This window comes from Pseudoxanthomonas sp. GM95 (assembly GCF_900109775.1).
Lineage (GTDB): Bacteria > Pseudomonadota > Gammaproteobacteria > Xanthomonadales > Xanthomonadaceae > Pseudoxanthomonas_A.
Genome location: NZ_FOAX01000001.1, coordinates 841,452 through 855,087 on the forward strand (window position 1 = coordinate 841,452; position 13,636 = coordinate 855,087).

A 13,636-nucleotide genomic window follows, 5' to 3' on the forward strand; every position below is an offset into this window, starting at 1 on the left:
GGCATGACTTCAGGCTCAGGCCGCGCTGCTGCGGCGCCACGTAAGATGCGGCCATGCTCGGACGAATCGCCCATACCCGCCTGTTGCGTGCCGCCGGGCTCTACACGTGGGCGCTGGTGGGCATTCCCATCGTCCTGAACGTGTGGTTCCTGCCGCCTTCGCGCGGGGCAGAAGGCGCTGGCCTGAACGTGCCGATGTCGCTCGGTGCCTACCTGGCCTTCGGCATCTGCTATTGGCTGGCCACGCGCACGCTGCACGAGCGTCCGCCGCGCCATCCCAGCCTGGGCAGCGTGGCGTTGCTGCTGGTGATGATCTCCTCGGCGGTGGCGGTGGGCTTCTATACCCAGACTGGCCTGGGCGCGCTGCTGCTGGTGGTGGTGGCCGGCGTGCTGCCGTGGATGCTGGAGCTGCGCTGGGCGGTGCTGTGGCTGATGTTCGCCCACGTGCCGCTGGTGCCCTCGTTCATGGCGCGCGACGACTTCAACTTCTGGGAGTCGGTGTTCCAGTCGTCCTTCTACGTGGGCTTTGCCGCCTTCGTGCTGGTCACCGCGTACGTGGCGCGGCAGCAGGCGCAGGCGCGCGAGGAACAGCGCCGCCTCAATGCCGAACTGCGCGCCACCCGCGTGCTGCTGACCGAAAGCGCCCGGGTCAACGAGCGCACGCGCATCTCGCGCGAGCTGCACGACCTGCTCGGCCATCACCTCACCGCGCTGAGCCTCAACCTGGAAGTGGCCGGCCACGTCACCGAAGGTCGCGCGCAGGAACACGTGCGCCAGGCGCATACCCTTGCGCGTCTGCTGCTGACCGACGTGCGCGAAGCCGTCAGCCAGCTGCGCGAGTCCGGCTCCATCGATCTTGCCGCGGCGTTGTGGCCGCTGGCCGAACACGTGCCATCGTTGGACATCCACCTGGACCTGCACGAGCCGCTGACCCTGGAAGACCCCGAGCGCGCCCACGTGCTGCTGCGCTGCGCCCAGGAAATCATCACCAATGCCGTGCGCCACGCCGGCGCGCGCAACCTGTGGATCAGCTGCCGGCGCGAAGGGGCGGACCTGCTGATGGACGCGCGCGACGATGGCCGCGGCGCCGGCGAACTGGTCGCCGGCAACGGCCTGCGCGGCATGCGCGAGCGCCTGCGCCAGTACGGCGGCCAGATGCAGCTTGAAACGGCAGAAGGCAGTGGCTTCCACCTGCATCTGCGCCTGCCCGCGGCCAGCGACGACCCCCTGCTGTCCAGCACTGTCGTCTCGGCGGCAGTGACCCCATCTCCCGGAGAACCCGCATGATCCGCGTCTGCCTGGTCGACGACCAGAACCTTGTCCGCCAGGGCATCCGCTCGCTGCTGGCCCTGGACGATGGCATCGAAGTGGTGGGCGAGGCCGCCGACGGCCGCCAGGCCGTGGAGCTGATCCCACAGCTCAAGCCCGACGTGGTGCTGATGGACATGCGCATGCCGGTGATGTCCGGGCTGGAGGCGCTGCAGGCGTTGGCCCGCGCCGGCCAGCTGCCGCCGAGCATCATCCTGACCACCTTCGACGACGACCAGCTGGTGCTGGCCGGACTCAAGGCCGGCGCCAAGGGTTACCTGCTCAAGGACGTGTCGCTGGAGCAACTGGTCGGCGCGATCCGCGCTGTGGCCGAGGGGGGGTCGCTGGTGCAGCCGGCAGTAACCCAGCGCCTGCTGTCCGGGCTGGAGCACATGCGCAATGAGTTCGTCAGCCTGGATCGCCCTGATCCGCTGACCGACCGCGAGACCGAGATCCTGCGGTTGATGGCCAGCGGCTTTTCCAACAAGGAAATCGCCAATTCCCTGGGCGTGGCCGAAGGCACCATCAAGAACCACGTCTCCAACATCCTGTCCAAGCTGGGCGTGCGTGACCGGACCCGCGCCGTGCTCAAGGCCTTTGAGCTGCAGCTGGTGTAACGCCAGCGGGAGGTGGCCGGCTTTCGATTGCCCGGATGAACAGGGCAGGCCGCGCGCTGGCGGGACTGGCGTTGCATTGGTCTGTTAAGACTTCGTTTGATGACGTGGAATGCAAACATTCGAGCGCAGTTTTCGGCTGACCTTGCTGTTCCAAGCCTGCTACGATTGGGAACTTGCTCATCCTTAACCTTGGCCTATCACCGGCCCCCGGAGACCGCTGAATGACCCGTTTGCTCGAGTTCCTGATCGCCCTGGCGCTGGTATTGGCGCTGTTTCTGATCATCGGCGTGGTCCTGCCGTCGCATCGGCACCTCGAAGGAAGCGTGGAAAGCAACCGCAAGATGACCATCGTGTACGACACGGTGAGCAACGTGCGTCGCCTGAAGGACTGGAGCGTGATGCTGCCGGGCGATCCGGCGCTGCTGACCTATTCCGGCGGTGCCGACGGCAACACCGGCAAGGGCGCCAAGGTCGACTTCACCTCGCCGGTCGTGACCGCGTGGAAGCAGGGCAGCTGGGAAATCACCGACGCCCAGGCGCCTGACGCGTCCGGCAACGGCGGCAAGGTGACCTACGCGATCACCGACGGCGCGCCCGGCAAGAACAAGGTCAGCGAGATCTCGCTGGCCCCGACCGGCAAGGGCGGCCGCAACGTGCGCGTCACCCAGACCTATGACGTCGACTACGGCTGGAACATCTACGGCCGCTTCCTGGGCATGTACGTCAAGAGCCAGATCGGCGACGGCATGGACGCGGGCCTGGCCAAGCTGGGCACCAACCTGGCCACCATCCCGAACTTCGACTACCGCATCGAAGGCAGCAAGCTGACCGACCTGAAGATCTCCGACGTGCCGGCCGAGAACCTGCTGACCGTCAATGCCGGCAGCATCGAGCGCAGCAACGACGCGATCAAGAAGGCGATCAACTCCGACTTGGAGTGGATCAAGCGCGTGATGGATTCCAACGATCTGGAGCCGGCTGGTCCGTTCCGCATCATCACCACCGAACTGGCCACCCAGACCTACACCTTCGACGTGGCCCAGCCGGTCCGCAAGAAGGGCACCGGTCCGAAGACCGATGCGCCGAAGGCTGACGACGCCAAGAAGACCGACGACAAGGCCGACGCCACTGCTGCGGCTGAGCCGGCACCGGCGCCGGAAGCTGCACCGGTCGGCGACGCCGCCGAGCTGCAGGTCAAGGTCGCAGGTACCCCGGTGACCTACGTGCACACCGAAGCGCACCAGGCGGCCACCGCCAAGTACGCCGGTTACATGTCCGAGCTGGAAGTGGCCCGCAACGGCCTGCGCGCCTGGGCGATGACCAACGGCCACGCCATGAACGACCGTCCGTACGAGTCTTGGAACAGCGGCGTGGACAAGTCCTTCGCCGACGAAAGCTCCACCTACAACGTCTACTGGGCGATCAAGTACTGATCCGCCACGCCCACCGGGCGAGCAGTTGATGTTTCCGCGCCGCGCCTTCGCATCATCGAAGGCGCGGCGTTTTCATTTGTGGCCGGCGCAACTTCGCGTGGGCCGTTTGCGACAGGTCGCCTGCGATGCTTGAAGGACGCCATCCTCCCGTTTCTCCCCTGGCCGCGGTCGGCGCGGTGCTGTGTGCGGTGTCGATCGGGCTGGCCGCCTATGCCGCGCATGGCGTGAGCGATCCCAAGGCCCAGGCTGCGCTGCAGAACGCCTGTCTGTATGCGTTCGGGCACGGCATCGCGCTGGCGGCCTTGGCGCCACGCGCACGCCAGGCGCTGGCGCTGTGGGCGCTGCGGTTGCTGCTGCTCGGCACGCTGCTGTTTTCGGGCAGCATCGCGCTGCATCACCTGGCGGGAATCGCGACCGGCGTGGCGCCGGCCGGGGGCGTGACGATGATGCTCGCCTGGCTGCTATGGGCGGTCAGCGCCCTGCGTCGCTGAGGAGGGACGTTCGATGCCCAGGCACCCTCGTGGCTTCGATACCCAGGCCGCCTGGGATCACCTGACCAAACGCGACCGCAAGCTCGGCACCTGGATGAAGCGCATCGGCGTGATCGAGGCCGAGCCGCGCTGGCGCAAGTCCTTCGATCCGGTCGATGCGCTGGCCCGCGCGATCCTGTTCCAGCAGCTCTCGGGCAAGGCCGCGGCGACGATCGTCGGCCGGGTCGAAGCGGCCATCGGCAGCACGCGCCTGCATTACGACACGCTGGGTCGCATCGACGATGTCGCGCTGCGGGCCTGTGGCGTGTCGGGCAACAAGGGCCTGGCGCTGCGCGACTTGGCCGCGCGTGAACAGCGCGGCGAAATCCCCACGCTGCGGCAGATGCAGCACATGCACCACGACCAGATCGTCGAGGCGCTGGTGCCGATCCGCGGCATCGGCCGCTGGACGGTGGAGATGATGCTGATGTTCCGCCTGGGCCGGCCCGACATCCTCCCGATCGACGACTTGGGCATCCGCAAGGGCGCGGGCCTGGTCGACAAGCAGGCCCTCATGCCGACGCCGAAAGCGCTGGCCGAACGCGGCGAGCGCTGGGGCCCGTATCGCACCTATGCCAGCCTGTACCTGTGGCGGATCGCCGATTTCGACAGCGCGGCGACCGTGCCGACCAACCGCTCGCAGGATTGAAGCAGTCGCTTAGTTGACCGGCTTGGGGCGGCGTTCTGTGAACTCGGTTTCCACCAGTTCCAGCCAGGCATCGACCCGGTAATCCTCTTCCGGCGCGATCTTCATCAGACCGTTGAGCACCTGCTTGGCCTCCGCCAGCTCACCGAGCTGGTAATGCGCCTTGGCCAGCGCCCAGTGCGCCTCGGGGCGGCGTGGCTCCAGCGAGATCCACTCGGTCGCGGCGAACTTGGCCGCCTTGCTCTGGCCCGAGGCCAGCAGGTCTTCCAGCTCGACTTCCTTCAGGTCGCCGCGGCGGCTGTTGCGGTTTTCCTTCATCACGCTGACCACGTTGACGACCAGGATCACGAAGCACACCGACAGCACCAGACCGCAGGCGCTGATGAAGACCAGCAGCCAGGTGATGCCGTGCAGGGCGTCGAGCAGGGGTTGTGTCGGTTCCAAAAGCGTCTCGGCGTGGCGAGCCGGCGCAAGGGGTGCGTCGGCGGGGCGCAGATGGTACGCCTGCCGCGGGCATTTAGCAGGAAACCGCGCTGGCGGGTTCAGCCAGCCAGCAGGGGCGCATGCCGCCAGTGCCAGGGTTCGTAGACGATGCCGTGCGGGTTGTCGCGCGGATAGCTCATGTGGAAGCCGAACCGCGCGGCGTTGGCGCTGAGCCAGGCGAAGGCCTCGGTCGCTTCGAAAGATTCTTCGGCGGGCGGTTCGCCAGGCGTGCCGATATCCAGCGCGGTGCCGCCGTGGTGCTCGCTGTAGCCGGGCGCGGCATTGACGGTGAGGATCTGCGCCACGCTCTGGCCGCGGGCCCGTTTCCGTTCGAAGATCCCGAGCTGGTAGGCGTGGCTGCGATAGCCGGACACCGCCTCCAGCGCGATGTGGTCTGCGGCGGCCGCGACGCGCATCGCCTGCCAGGCGCGGCCGGCAGCGCCGGTCAGCCACAGCGGGCGGCGATAACGATCGAAGCCGGCCAGGGTCAGTGCCGCCGGTTCGGCCACCAGCGCCAGGCCGGTGCGCGTGGCGTACTCGTCGGCATCCAGGCCAAGCACATTCAGGCGACGGCGCAGGCCGTTGAGGGGCAGGGCGCCGGCCAGGTCCGCGTCGCCGTGGACGGTGCGGGTCTCGGCGTCTTCCAACCGATCCAGCGCCTCGTCGATGCCGGGCGTGCGGCTCCAGCCCGAGAGCAGGCCGACCAGGCCTTCGGGCACCACCGCGGCCAGGTAGCGGCCATCGTCCTTGCGCCGCAGGACGCGGCTGGCGCGTGCCATCACCCGGGCATCAGTGTTGCTGCGTGCGCGCAGCAGCGGGGCCGGCCACAGTTCGATGTGGTCGGTGTTGAGCAGGGTGTTGGTAACGGGCAGGGACAGGCGCGCAGGCATCGCCTGCATGCTACCGAGGGCGGGTGTGTGCGGCCAGTTCACGCAACTGGCGCAGCAGGCCGTTGGGGTCGCGCACGTCCAGCAGCAGGCCGTGGCCGGCGGTGCTGGGCAGCCACAGCACGAAGCGACTATCGGCGGTGGCGACGAAGGCCTTGCGCTTGTTGCGCAGTCGGTACCAGCCGCTGCGGAAGCCCGGCAGCCCGTAGCCGCGCGTCTTCAGGAAGGGGCGCAGCTCGGTGTGTTCTTCCAGGTCGACGACGCGCGCCTGGTCCAGTTGCAGCTGGGCGATCGCCACCTGCGTGCTGAAGAAGGTGCTCTGCACACGGAGGCCCTGCGCATCGATCTGCAGCGACTGCCGCCGCAGGCAGAAGCCGAGCGCCGCCCACAGCAGCAACGTCAGCGCCGCGACCGAAGCCAGCGTCACTGCCGCCGTCGAAGCCGCGCTGCCGCCCACCAGCGGTTGCGCATCGTGGCTCAGCGGCGCCAGTCCGACCGACAGCGCGCTGATCACCAGTGGCAATCCCACGACCAGCACCAGTAGCCACCGCCGCGCGCTAGCCGATGGTGGCGTCAGCGGGTGCGCAGCGGTCGGATGGCGTGGCGAAAGCCGCTGCCGCATGACGCTCACTGCGGACGCTTGAAGATCAGGACCACGGGCGTCATCGGCGCCGCTGCGATCACGTTGACCAGCTCCCAGCCAAGGTTGCCGTGCCTGGTCAGCTCCTCCTGGATGAGTTCGGTCTTCAGTCCGCCCATCAGGGTCGGCTTCACTTCCACGGTCTGGTAACTCCAGCGGCGATCGGTGCTCATGTCGGGTCTCCTTCGGGTGCTTGAGGCTTATTGGGCATGGTCATTGCTGCTTGATCCACTCCGCGACATCGTCGATCAGCTGCGCATCGACATGGCCAGGCTGCTGGTACTCGGCCAGGCCGCGTGCGTCGGCGTCTGCGGCCATGCCCAGATGATTGAGCGTGGGATAGAAGTGCTGCTCGGCCTGTTTGTTGCTAGCCAGCGCTTTCTTCCACAGCGCCCAGTCTGGTGCGGTGACCTGGAAATCCCGACCGCCCTGCAGCCACAACACGCGCGAAGAAAGCGCGGACAGGTCAGCGATTGCATCGACCTTGTCGGTGTCGCGCCAGTAGGTCGCGGGGACGCCCATCAGTCGAGGATCAGGTGCCTGTTGGGTGCGGATCGCGCGGATCTGGCGTTCAAGCTCGGCGACCTTGTGGTTGTCGTCTGCGGAGGTGCCATCCAGGCCGAGCAGGTAGCGGTTCTGCTCCGGCAACAGGTCCAGCAGCGGACGTGCCGGCGCCGCCCACAGGATCACGCCGATGTCCTTGCCGGCGCGCGCGGCGATACGCGGTGCGAGCTGCCCGCCCTGGCTGTGGCCCATGACATAGCGGTGACGCGTGTCGATCCCCGGCGTGCTTGCAAGCAAGGTGAGCGCAGCGATGGCGTCGTCCGTGGTTTCGGCGTCGACGCCGTAGTCGCCCTTCGTGAAGTCCTGCGGGCGTGCATGGGTGCGCTCGTCGTAGCGCAGCACCGCGATGCCCTGAGCCGCCAGTCCGCGGGCGACATCCAGGAACGGGCGGTTGGGGCCGATGGTTTCGTTGAGGTCCTGCGGGCCGGAGCCGGGCACCAGGACGACGGCGGGGAACGGGCCCTTGCCCTTGGGAAGCGCCAGCAGGGCAGGCAGCCCGGCGACTTCCATCGTGCGCTCGCTGAAGGCGGCATCGGCTGGCGGTGGTGGCGCGGCCGGTGCCGACGCGGGCTTCAGTAGCAGTCCCGCGACGCGGCCCTCTGCGTCCACGCTGATCAGTGCGACAAGTTCGCCCCGCTCGAAGTGCAGCGGGACCGTCACCAGCGTGTGCGCGCCGGCGGTGGACTGCACCGGCTCGCCGCGATTTTTCAAAGCGCCGATCTGGCCAGGCAGGGCGCTCCAGAGCGCGGCGAGCTTGTCGGTGGGCACTGCGCGCGCCATCTCCGGAGTGAACGTATCGCTGACGGCCTCGAAGCGGTTTGCCTGCAGATCATCCAGTAGCGTGTTTGCCGCTGCCTTCGGGTCCTGATGTTCGGCAGCAAAGACAGGTGGCGTTGACAGTGCGATGGCCAGGGCAAGCTGCGCGACGACGACCTTGAGCAGTTTGCTTTTCATGGGTCCTCTTCCTTGATGTCGGGGGATGCAGGTTTGGGCAGGCGTCCCGCCTTGCGTAGCGCGTCGCGCAGCAGGTATTCGATCTGCGCGTTGAGTGAGCGCAGGTCGTCGTCCGCCCACTTCTGGGCGGCATTGAGGACTTCGGCGCTGATGCGCAGCGGGTAGGCCTTCTTGTCTGCCATGCGCGCTCAGTCGTCCTTACGCGGCTTGCGCGTGCGCCGCGCCGCGCCGATCACGATGACCAGCAGGACGAACAGGCCGCAGAAGAGGGGCGTGAACATCGCGCGTGCCTCAGTACAGGCTGCCGGCGTTGACGATCGGCTGGGTGCCGCGATCGCCGCACAGCACCACCAGCAGATTGCTGACCATCGCCGCGCGACGCTCTTCGTCCAGCTTGACCGTGCCGTTCTTTTCCAGCTCGGTCAGCGCCATCTCGACCATGCCCACCGCGCCGGAGACGATGCGCGTGCGTGCGGCGATCACCGCGTTGGCCTGCTGGCGCTGCAGCATCGCCTGGGCGATTTCCGGTGCATAGGCCAGGTGACTGATGCGTGCTTCGATCACGTCCACGCCAGCCTGGGTGAGGCGTTCGTCGAGGTGACGCTTGAGCTGCTCGCTGATTTCGGCCGGATGGCTGCGCAGCGAGATCTGGTCGTCCTCGTGCTGGTCGTAGGGATGGCTGGTGGCCATGGCGCGCAGCGCGGCCTCGGACTGGATGTGGACGAAGCTCTCGTAGTCGTCGACGTTGTAGACCGCCTCGGACGCATCGTTGACCTGCCAGACTATCACCGCGGCGATCTCGATCGGCGAGCCATCCAGCTCGTTGACCTTCAGCCGGCCGCTTTCGAAGTTGCGCACGCGTAGCGAGATCTTCTTCTTGGCGTAGAAGGGGTTGTTCCAGCGCAGGCCGTTGTCCTTGACCGTGCCGGCGTACTTGCCGAACAGGCTCAGCACCGCGGCCTGGTTGGGCTCGACCATGTACACGCCGCACAACACGAAGATGCCGACGGCGATCACCACGATGGCTGGCACCAGGGTCCAGCCGGGGAGCTGGCCGATCACCGGGCCGACGATCCCCCAGGTGGCCAGCAGGAACGCCACGATGACAGCCAGCACGACCGGAATGCCGGCGACGGAACCGAGGGTTTTCTCTTTCATGGCAGGCGTCCTTGAGATGTTGGAAATTAAGATATCAAATTGATATCAGGTGGCAAGTGCCGTTCGTCTGGCAGCCGGGGAACCCGGTCTCGCTAGAATTGGCGCCCCTTTCGCCTGCTGGAACCTCCCCCCCATGACCACGCTCGGCACGCCGCGCTCGCCTTCCGCCCTTCGTGTCCTGCTGCTCGGCTCAGGCGAATTGGGCAAGGAAGTGGCCATCGAACTGCAGCGCTTCGGCGTGGAAGTCATCGCGGCCGACCGTTACGCCGACGCCCCGGCCATGCAGGTCGCCCACCGCAGCCACGTGCTGGACATGCTCGATCCAGCCGCCCTGCGCGCGCTGATCGCCGCCGAGCAGCCGCACTTGGTGGTGCCGGAGATCGAGGCCATCCACACCCCGACCCTGGTCGAACTGGAGGCCGACGGCCTGCAGGTCATCCCGACCGCGCGCGCCGCGCGCCTGACCATGGACCGCGAAGGCATCCGCCGCCTGGCCGCCGAGACGCTGGGCCTGCCGACCTCGCCGTATCGCTTCGTCGACAACCGCGACGAGTACGAAGCCGCGGTCAAGGCCGTCGGCCTGCCGTGCGTGGTCAAGCCGTTGATGTCCTCCTCGGGCAAGGGCCAGAGCACGCTGCGCAGCGAGGCCGACATCGGTCCGGCCTGGGATTACGCCCAGACCGGCGGCCGCGCCGGCGCCGGCCGCTGTATCGTCGAAGGCTTCATCGACTTCGATTACGAGATCACCCTGCTGACCGTGCGCCACGCCAGCGGCACCAGCTTCTGCGCGCCCATCGGCCACTGGCAGAAGGACGGCGACTACCGCGAAAGCTGGCAGCCGCAGCCGATGAGCGACACTGCGCTGGAACGTGCCAAGCAAATCGCCAAGGCCGTGACCCACGACCTGGGCGGGCGCGGCCTGTTCGGCGTGGAGCTGTTCGTGAAGGGCGACGACGTGTGGTTTTCGGAAGTCTCGCCGCGCCCGCACGACACCGGCCTGGTGACCCTGGTCTCGCAGGACCTGAGCGAATTCGCGCTGCACGCGCGCGCCATCCTCGGCCTGCCGGTCGGCGCGGCCGATGGCGAACTGATCGCCGCCATCGCCCCTTCCGCCTCCTGCGCGATGCTGGCGCAGGGCCATGGTGTGCCGACGTTCGCGAACGTCGAAGCCGCCCTGGTCGCACCAACCACCGCGCTGCGCCTGTTCGGCAAGCCGCGCGTGGAAGGCCAGCGCCGCGTCGGCGTCACCCTCGCACGCGGTGCCGATGTCGACGAAGCCCGCGCCACGGCGCGCGACGCGGCGGCAGTGATCCAGGTCACGCTGGAATAAGTCGGTAGCGCGGGCGACCTGCTTTTGTGGGAGCCACTTCAGTGGCGATGCGGCCTTCCCAGGAAAGCCCAATCGCCGCTGAATCGGCTCCCACAATGATTCATGCTGGCCAAGCCCGTGCGGAACTTAGAACTGCAAATCCGCCCACACCAGGTGGTGGTCGCTGCCATCGGCGATCGCGGCGCGCGGGTCGGTCTTGGCTGGCCAGAACACGCCGCCGCCCAGATAGGAAAAACCCACTGAAGGCATCACGTAATCCAGGCGCATCGCGCCGGATTTCGGGCCGAAGTCGCCGGTGACCTGCTCGGGCGCGCCCTTGCGCAGCAGGCCCTTGGCGGCATAGGCGCGTGCGGTCTCGGCGCCGCCGGCGCTGGTGGGCGTGGGATGCCGCAGCACGCGGGCGTGCTCCATCAGTTCGACGATGGCGTCGTGGTGGCCGTCGCCGTCGATGGGATCGTTGTTGAGGTCGCCGGCGATGACGAAACGCGCGCCAGCCTCCAGCCCGCCGCAGCGGCCGGCGTCATCGCACAGCCACGCCGCATCGGGCGTGTTGTCCAGGTAGTGGCGCCACAGACCGATTTCCTGCGCGTTGCGGTGGCCGTTGCGGTCCTCCGGGCCGTCGAACACCGGTGGCGTCGGATGCGACACGAGGAAATGCACCACGCCGCCAGGTGTGCGCACCGGCACGTCCCAATGCGATTTGGACGACAGCCGCAGCTGCGCCCACGCCTCGGGCGAATACCAGGGCTTGCGGGTGCGCGGATCGATCGGATTCACCGCGCCCGGCACGGTCGACCATTTCAGCAAGCGGAACGCGCGCACCGCCGCGTCGTCGATCGGATACTTCGACAGCACCAGCATGCCGTACTGCCCCGGGTGCAGGCCGTAACCCCACGCATCGTTGCCGTAGTCGCGCGCCGCGCCGCCGATGCGGCCGTTGTTGTCCAGGTCCAGGCCGCTGGGCACGCCGGTGTTGACCTCGGCCAGATAGCGATACGGGTAGCGCAGCGCTTCACCACCGCCAGGCTGCGGCGTTTCCAGGTACTTGTGCTGGAACAGGTCGGCCGCGCGATGCGCCGGATCGAAGTCGAACTCGTTGAGCAGCACCAGGTCCGGGCGCGCGTCCTGCAGCACGGCGGCAATCTTGCGCGCGTGCGCGCTGTCGCCTTCCAGCTCGGCAATCAGGCCGCCGGCCCGGTCCGAATACAGCGAGGTGTTGTAGGTGGCCACGCGCAGCGGCGCGATAGCGGTGGGTGCAGGCGTGGTGCTGCAGGACGAAGTCGCGATGGCGGCCATCAGGCACAAGGGGGCAAGGAGTGAGCGCATGGCGTGATTCTAAAGCGCGCCAATGACAGGCCCGCGCGCGCTTAGCCCACGACGTCCTCGATGTCGTCCCAGCTGCGCCCGTCGAACGCTTCCAGCGGCATGAAACGGCGCTTGTAGTCCATCTTGCGGTGGCCGTTGATCCAGTAGCCCAGGTACAGGTACTGGCGGCGGTCGCGCTGGGCCCATTCCAGCTGGCGCAGGATCGCCAGCGTGCCCAGGCTGCGCGCGGCCATGTCCGGGTCGAAGAAGGTGTACACGGCCGAGAGCGCGTTGGGCACCAGGTCGGTCACGGCTACCGCGATCAGCCGGCCGTCTTCGCGCAACTCCAGGAAGCGGCTCTCCGACCAGCGCCCGATCAGGAACTGCTCGAATTCGTTGGCGCCGTGATCGTCCATGCCGCCGCCGATGTGGCGACTGGTGAGATAGCGCTGGTAGAGCGCCAGATGCTCCTCGCTGCGTTCGGCGCGGACCACGCGCGCTTCCACCTGTGCATTGCGCGCGGCGCAGCGGCGCTGGCTGCGATCGGGCACGAACCGGCTCGCCGGGATGCGCACCGGCACGCAGGCGCGGCAGCCCTGGCAATGCGGGCGATAGACCAGGTCGCCGGAGCGGCGGAAGCCCCAGGACAGCGCGGTGGGATAGAACATCGGCAGGCGCGGGTCGCGTGGGTCCAGCACCAGGTCGCGCGCGGTGCGTTCGGGCCAGTAGCCGCAAGGATGTTCGCCGGTGTGGAACAGGCGGACGTCCTCGCGCGGCGCGATGGCGTCGGTCCCCATTCAGCGATATCCCGTATAGCGCCATGCCAGGCGCCACGCCGCGCCGCGGCAGGGCGCGGAACGGGCGTGCAGCAGGGGCGGGCAGGCGGCCATGTCCGCAGCATACTGCGCGACCGCGGTCTTGCTGCATGAGACGCGCCGCGCGCGGGCGCATGGCCGGCGGTGACTTGCGTCATCGGGGCGTGCGCCGGTGCGGCGTCCGCATGACCGCATTGACATGCTTTGGCGCGATTTCTTGACGCCGCTAACCGCTGTCTTAACGCGGCCGGCGGGCAGGTCAACGGCGCGCGTGGCGCGGCGTTTTCCCTGTCAGTGGCAACCGCCACAGACCTGAAGGAACTTCCATGATGCGCAAGACCCTGATCGCGTTCTCCATCGTCGCTGCGCTGGCCGCAGGTGCGGCGTTCGCCGCCCCGCAGGACGCCACCACACCGCCCCCGCCGCCGAAGAAGCTGGACGTCAATGGCGACGGCAAGATCGACAAGAAAGAGGCCGCGGCCTCGCCCGAACTGGCCAAGCAGTTCGACACGCTGGACAAGAACAAGGACGGCGTCCTGTCGCGCGACGAACTGCCGCGCCCGCCGCACGGTGACCGTCGCCACGGCCCGGGTCGCGATGACCACATGGCCAAGCTGGACACCAACAAGGATGGCAAGATCAGCGCAGAGGAAGCCAAGGCCGATCCGAAATTTGCCGCGCGCTTTGCCCAGCTGGACGTCAACAAGGATGGCTTCGTCGACAAGGCCGATTTCGCCCTGAAGATGAAGCAGCATCGGGATGAGTGGTTTACCAAGGCCGACACCAACAAGGACGGCCAGCTGAGCAAGGCCGAGTTTGATGCGGCCAAGCCGGATCGTCCGATGCACGGCCCCGGTGGCTGGGATGGCAAGCACGACCGCCGTGGCGGCCCGGGCATGCCGCCGCCGCAGGATGGCGAGGCGCCGGCCAAGAGCTGAGCCATCGTCGATTGGCGAATGTTGAAAGG

16 protein-coding genes are annotated in these 13,636 nt (G+C 67.7%); 7 read left to right on the forward strand and 9 right to left on the reverse strand.

Features of this window, described 5'->3' with window-relative positions; genetic code table 11:
- Positions 1 to 53: 53 nt before the first annotated feature.
- The 5 genes from BMZ17_RS04005 to BMZ17_RS04025 all read left to right on the forward strand — a co-directional run bounded on the left by BMZ17_RS04005 (position 54) and on the right by BMZ17_RS04025 (position 4,536).
- Positions 54 to 1,286 (forward strand): sensor histidine kinase, encoded by a 1,233-nt coding sequence (locus BMZ17_RS04005; RefSeq protein WP_093136216.1) that lies wholly within the window; start codon positions 54 to 56, stop codon positions 1,284 to 1,286.
- Positions 1,283 to 1,924 (forward strand): response regulator, encoded by a 642-nt coding sequence (locus BMZ17_RS04010; RefSeq protein ID WP_093136219.1) that lies wholly within the window; start codon positions 1,283 to 1,285, stop codon positions 1,922 to 1,924. Before BMZ17_RS04005 ends, BMZ17_RS04010 begins: the two co-directional genes overlap by 4 nt.
- Positions 1,925 to 2,145: 221 nt before the next feature.
- Positions 2,146 to 3,357: a polyketide cyclase gene (locus tag BMZ17_RS04015; protein ID WP_093136223.1), complete on the forward strand. Its 1,212-nt coding sequence runs from the start codon at positions 2,146 to 2,148 to the stop codon at positions 3,355 to 3,357.
- A 125-nt stretch (positions 3,358 to 3,482) separates the two neighbouring features.
- On the forward strand, positions 3,483 to 3,848 hold the full coding sequence (locus BMZ17_RS04020) for a DUF423 domain-containing protein (RefSeq protein WP_093136228.1): 366 nt from the start codon (positions 3,483 to 3,485) through the stop codon (positions 3,846 to 3,848).
- 13 nt (positions 3,849 to 3,861) lie between these two features.
- Positions 3,862 to 4,536, forward strand: a complete 675-nt coding sequence (locus BMZ17_RS04025) for a DNA-3-methyladenine glycosylase family protein (protein WP_093136233.1) — start codon at positions 3,862 to 3,864, stop codon at positions 4,534 to 4,536.
- A 9-nt stretch (positions 4,537 to 4,545) separates the two neighbouring features.
- Here the strand turns inward: BMZ17_RS04025 and BMZ17_RS04030 are convergent, their stop codons facing one another.
- The 7 genes from BMZ17_RS04030 to BMZ17_RS04060 form a co-directional block, all read right to left on the reverse strand.
- Positions 4,546 to 4,977 (reverse strand): tetratricopeptide repeat protein, encoded by a 432-nt coding sequence (locus BMZ17_RS04030; RefSeq protein WP_093136237.1) that lies wholly within the window; start codon positions 4,975 to 4,977, stop codon positions 4,546 to 4,548.
- Between the two features lie 98 nt (positions 4,978 to 5,075).
- On the reverse strand, positions 5,076 to 5,906 hold the full coding sequence (locus tag BMZ17_RS04035; RefSeq protein ID WP_093138025.1) for a M15 family metallopeptidase: 831 nt from the start codon (positions 5,904 to 5,906) through the stop codon (positions 5,076 to 5,078).
- Positions 5,907 to 5,916: 10 nt separating this feature from the next.
- The gene (locus BMZ17_RS04040; RefSeq protein WP_139202787.1) at positions 5,917 to 6,432 is read right to left on the reverse strand and encodes a hypothetical protein; all 516 of its coding nucleotides are present in this window, start codon (positions 6,430 to 6,432) and stop codon (positions 5,917 to 5,919) included.
- 98 nt (positions 6,433 to 6,530) lie between these two features.
- On the reverse strand, positions 6,531 to 6,716 hold the full coding sequence (locus tag BMZ17_RS04045) for a DUF4177 domain-containing protein (RefSeq protein ID WP_093136245.1): 186 nt from the start codon (positions 6,714 to 6,716) through the stop codon (positions 6,531 to 6,533).
- Positions 6,717 to 6,756: 40 nt separating this feature from the next.
- On the reverse strand, positions 6,757 to 8,061 hold the full coding sequence (locus BMZ17_RS04050) for an alpha/beta hydrolase (RefSeq protein WP_093136249.1): 1,305 nt from the start codon (positions 8,059 to 8,061) through the stop codon (positions 6,757 to 6,759).
- Entirely contained in the window at positions 8,058 to 8,243 is a 186-nt protein-coding gene (locus BMZ17_RS04055) for a type II toxin-antitoxin system antitoxin (protein WP_093136253.1), read from the reverse strand. The genes BMZ17_RS04050 and BMZ17_RS04055 overlap by 4 nt, the downstream gene beginning before the upstream one ends.
- A gap of 109 nt (positions 8,244 to 8,352) precedes the next feature.
- Positions 8,353 to 9,219 carry an SPFH domain-containing protein gene (locus tag BMZ17_RS04060; protein ID WP_093136258.1) on the reverse strand — a complete coding sequence of 289 codons (867 nt, stop codon included), beginning with the start codon at positions 9,217 to 9,219 and terminating at the stop codon, positions 8,353 to 8,355.
- Positions 9,220 to 9,352: 133 nt separating this feature from the next.
- On the opposite strand from BMZ17_RS04060, the gene purT reads away from it, so the two are divergent.
- The gene (gene purT / locus BMZ17_RS04065; RefSeq protein WP_093136262.1) at positions 9,353 to 10,549 is read left to right on the forward strand and encodes a formate-dependent phosphoribosylglycinamide formyltransferase; all 1,197 of its coding nucleotides are present in this window, start codon (positions 9,353 to 9,355) and stop codon (positions 10,547 to 10,549) included.
- Positions 10,550 to 10,675: 126 nt separating this feature from the next.
- Here purT and BMZ17_RS04070 read toward each other — a convergent pair whose 3' ends face one another.
- Together BMZ17_RS04070 and BMZ17_RS04075 are read right to left on the reverse strand one after the other, a co-directional pair.
- A complete protein-coding gene (locus BMZ17_RS04070; RefSeq protein WP_254775231.1) occupies positions 10,676 to 11,845 on the reverse strand; it encodes an endonuclease/exonuclease/phosphatase family protein in 1,170 nt (389 codons plus the stop codon).
- 71 nt (positions 11,846 to 11,916) lie between these two features.
- Positions 11,917 to 12,651, reverse strand: coding sequence for an arginyltransferase (locus BMZ17_RS04075; protein WP_093136271.1), 735 nt, complete (start codon positions 12,649 to 12,651; stop codon positions 11,917 to 11,919).
- A gap of 347 nt (positions 12,652 to 12,998) precedes the next feature.
- Here BMZ17_RS04075 and BMZ17_RS04080 point away from each other — a divergent pair, with 347 nt between their 5' ends.
- The gene (locus BMZ17_RS04080; RefSeq protein WP_254775175.1) at positions 12,999 to 13,607 is read left to right on the forward strand and encodes an EF-hand domain-containing protein; all 609 of its coding nucleotides are present in this window, start codon (positions 12,999 to 13,001) and stop codon (positions 13,605 to 13,607) included.
- The last annotated feature ends 29 nt before the right edge of the window (positions 13,608 to 13,636 follow it).

Bases quoted from the DNA above. Each gene is read 5' to 3' on its own strand.
- BMZ17_RS04005 (WP_093136216.1), top strand. From the start codon at position 54: ATGCTCGGACGAATCGCCCATACCCGCCTGTTGCGTGCCGCCGGGCTC.
- BMZ17_RS04010 (WP_093136219.1), top strand. From the start codon at position 1,283: ATGATCCGCGTCTGCCTGGTCGACGACCAGAACCTTGTCCGCCAGGGC.
- BMZ17_RS04015 (WP_093136223.1), top strand. From the start codon at position 2,146: ATGACCCGTTTGCTCGAGTTCCTGATCGCCCTGGCGCTGGTATTGGCG.
- BMZ17_RS04020 (WP_093136228.1), top strand. From the start codon at position 3,483: ATGCTTGAAGGACGCCATCCTCCCGTTTCTCCCCTGGCCGCGGTCGGC.
- BMZ17_RS04025 (WP_093136233.1), top strand. From the start codon at position 3,862: ATGCCCAGGCACCCTCGTGGCTTCGATACCCAGGCCGCCTGGGATCAC.
- BMZ17_RS04035 (WP_093138025.1), bottom strand. From the start codon at position 5,906: ATGCCTGCGCGCCTGTCCCTGCCCGTTACCAACACCCTGCTCAACACC.
- BMZ17_RS04045 (WP_093136245.1), bottom strand. From the start codon at position 6,716: ATGAGCACCGATCGCCGCTGGAGTTACCAGACCGTGGAAGTGAAGCCG.
- BMZ17_RS04050 (WP_093136249.1), bottom strand. From the start codon at position 8,061: ATGAAAAGCAAACTGCTCAAGGTCGTCGTCGCGCAGCTTGCCCTGGCC.
- BMZ17_RS04055 (WP_093136253.1), bottom strand. From the start codon at position 8,243: ATGGCAGACAAGAAGGCCTACCCGCTGCGCATCAGCGCCGAAGTCCTC.
- BMZ17_RS04060 (WP_093136258.1), bottom strand. From the start codon at position 9,219: ATGAAAGAGAAAACCCTCGGTTCCGTCGCCGGCATTCCGGTCGTGCTG.
- purT (WP_093136262.1), top strand. From the start codon at position 9,353: ATGACCACGCTCGGCACGCCGCGCTCGCCTTCCGCCCTTCGTGTCCTG.
- BMZ17_RS04070 (WP_254775231.1), bottom strand. From the start codon at position 11,845: ATGGCCGCCATCGCGACTTCGTCCTGCAGCACCACGCCTGCACCCACC.
- BMZ17_RS04075 (WP_093136271.1), bottom strand. From the start codon at position 12,651: ATGGGGACCGACGCCATCGCGCCGCGCGAGGACGTCCGCCTGTTCCAC.
- BMZ17_RS04080 (WP_254775175.1), top strand. From the start codon at position 12,999: ATGCGCAAGACCCTGATCGCGTTCTCCATCGTCGCTGCGCTGGCCGCA.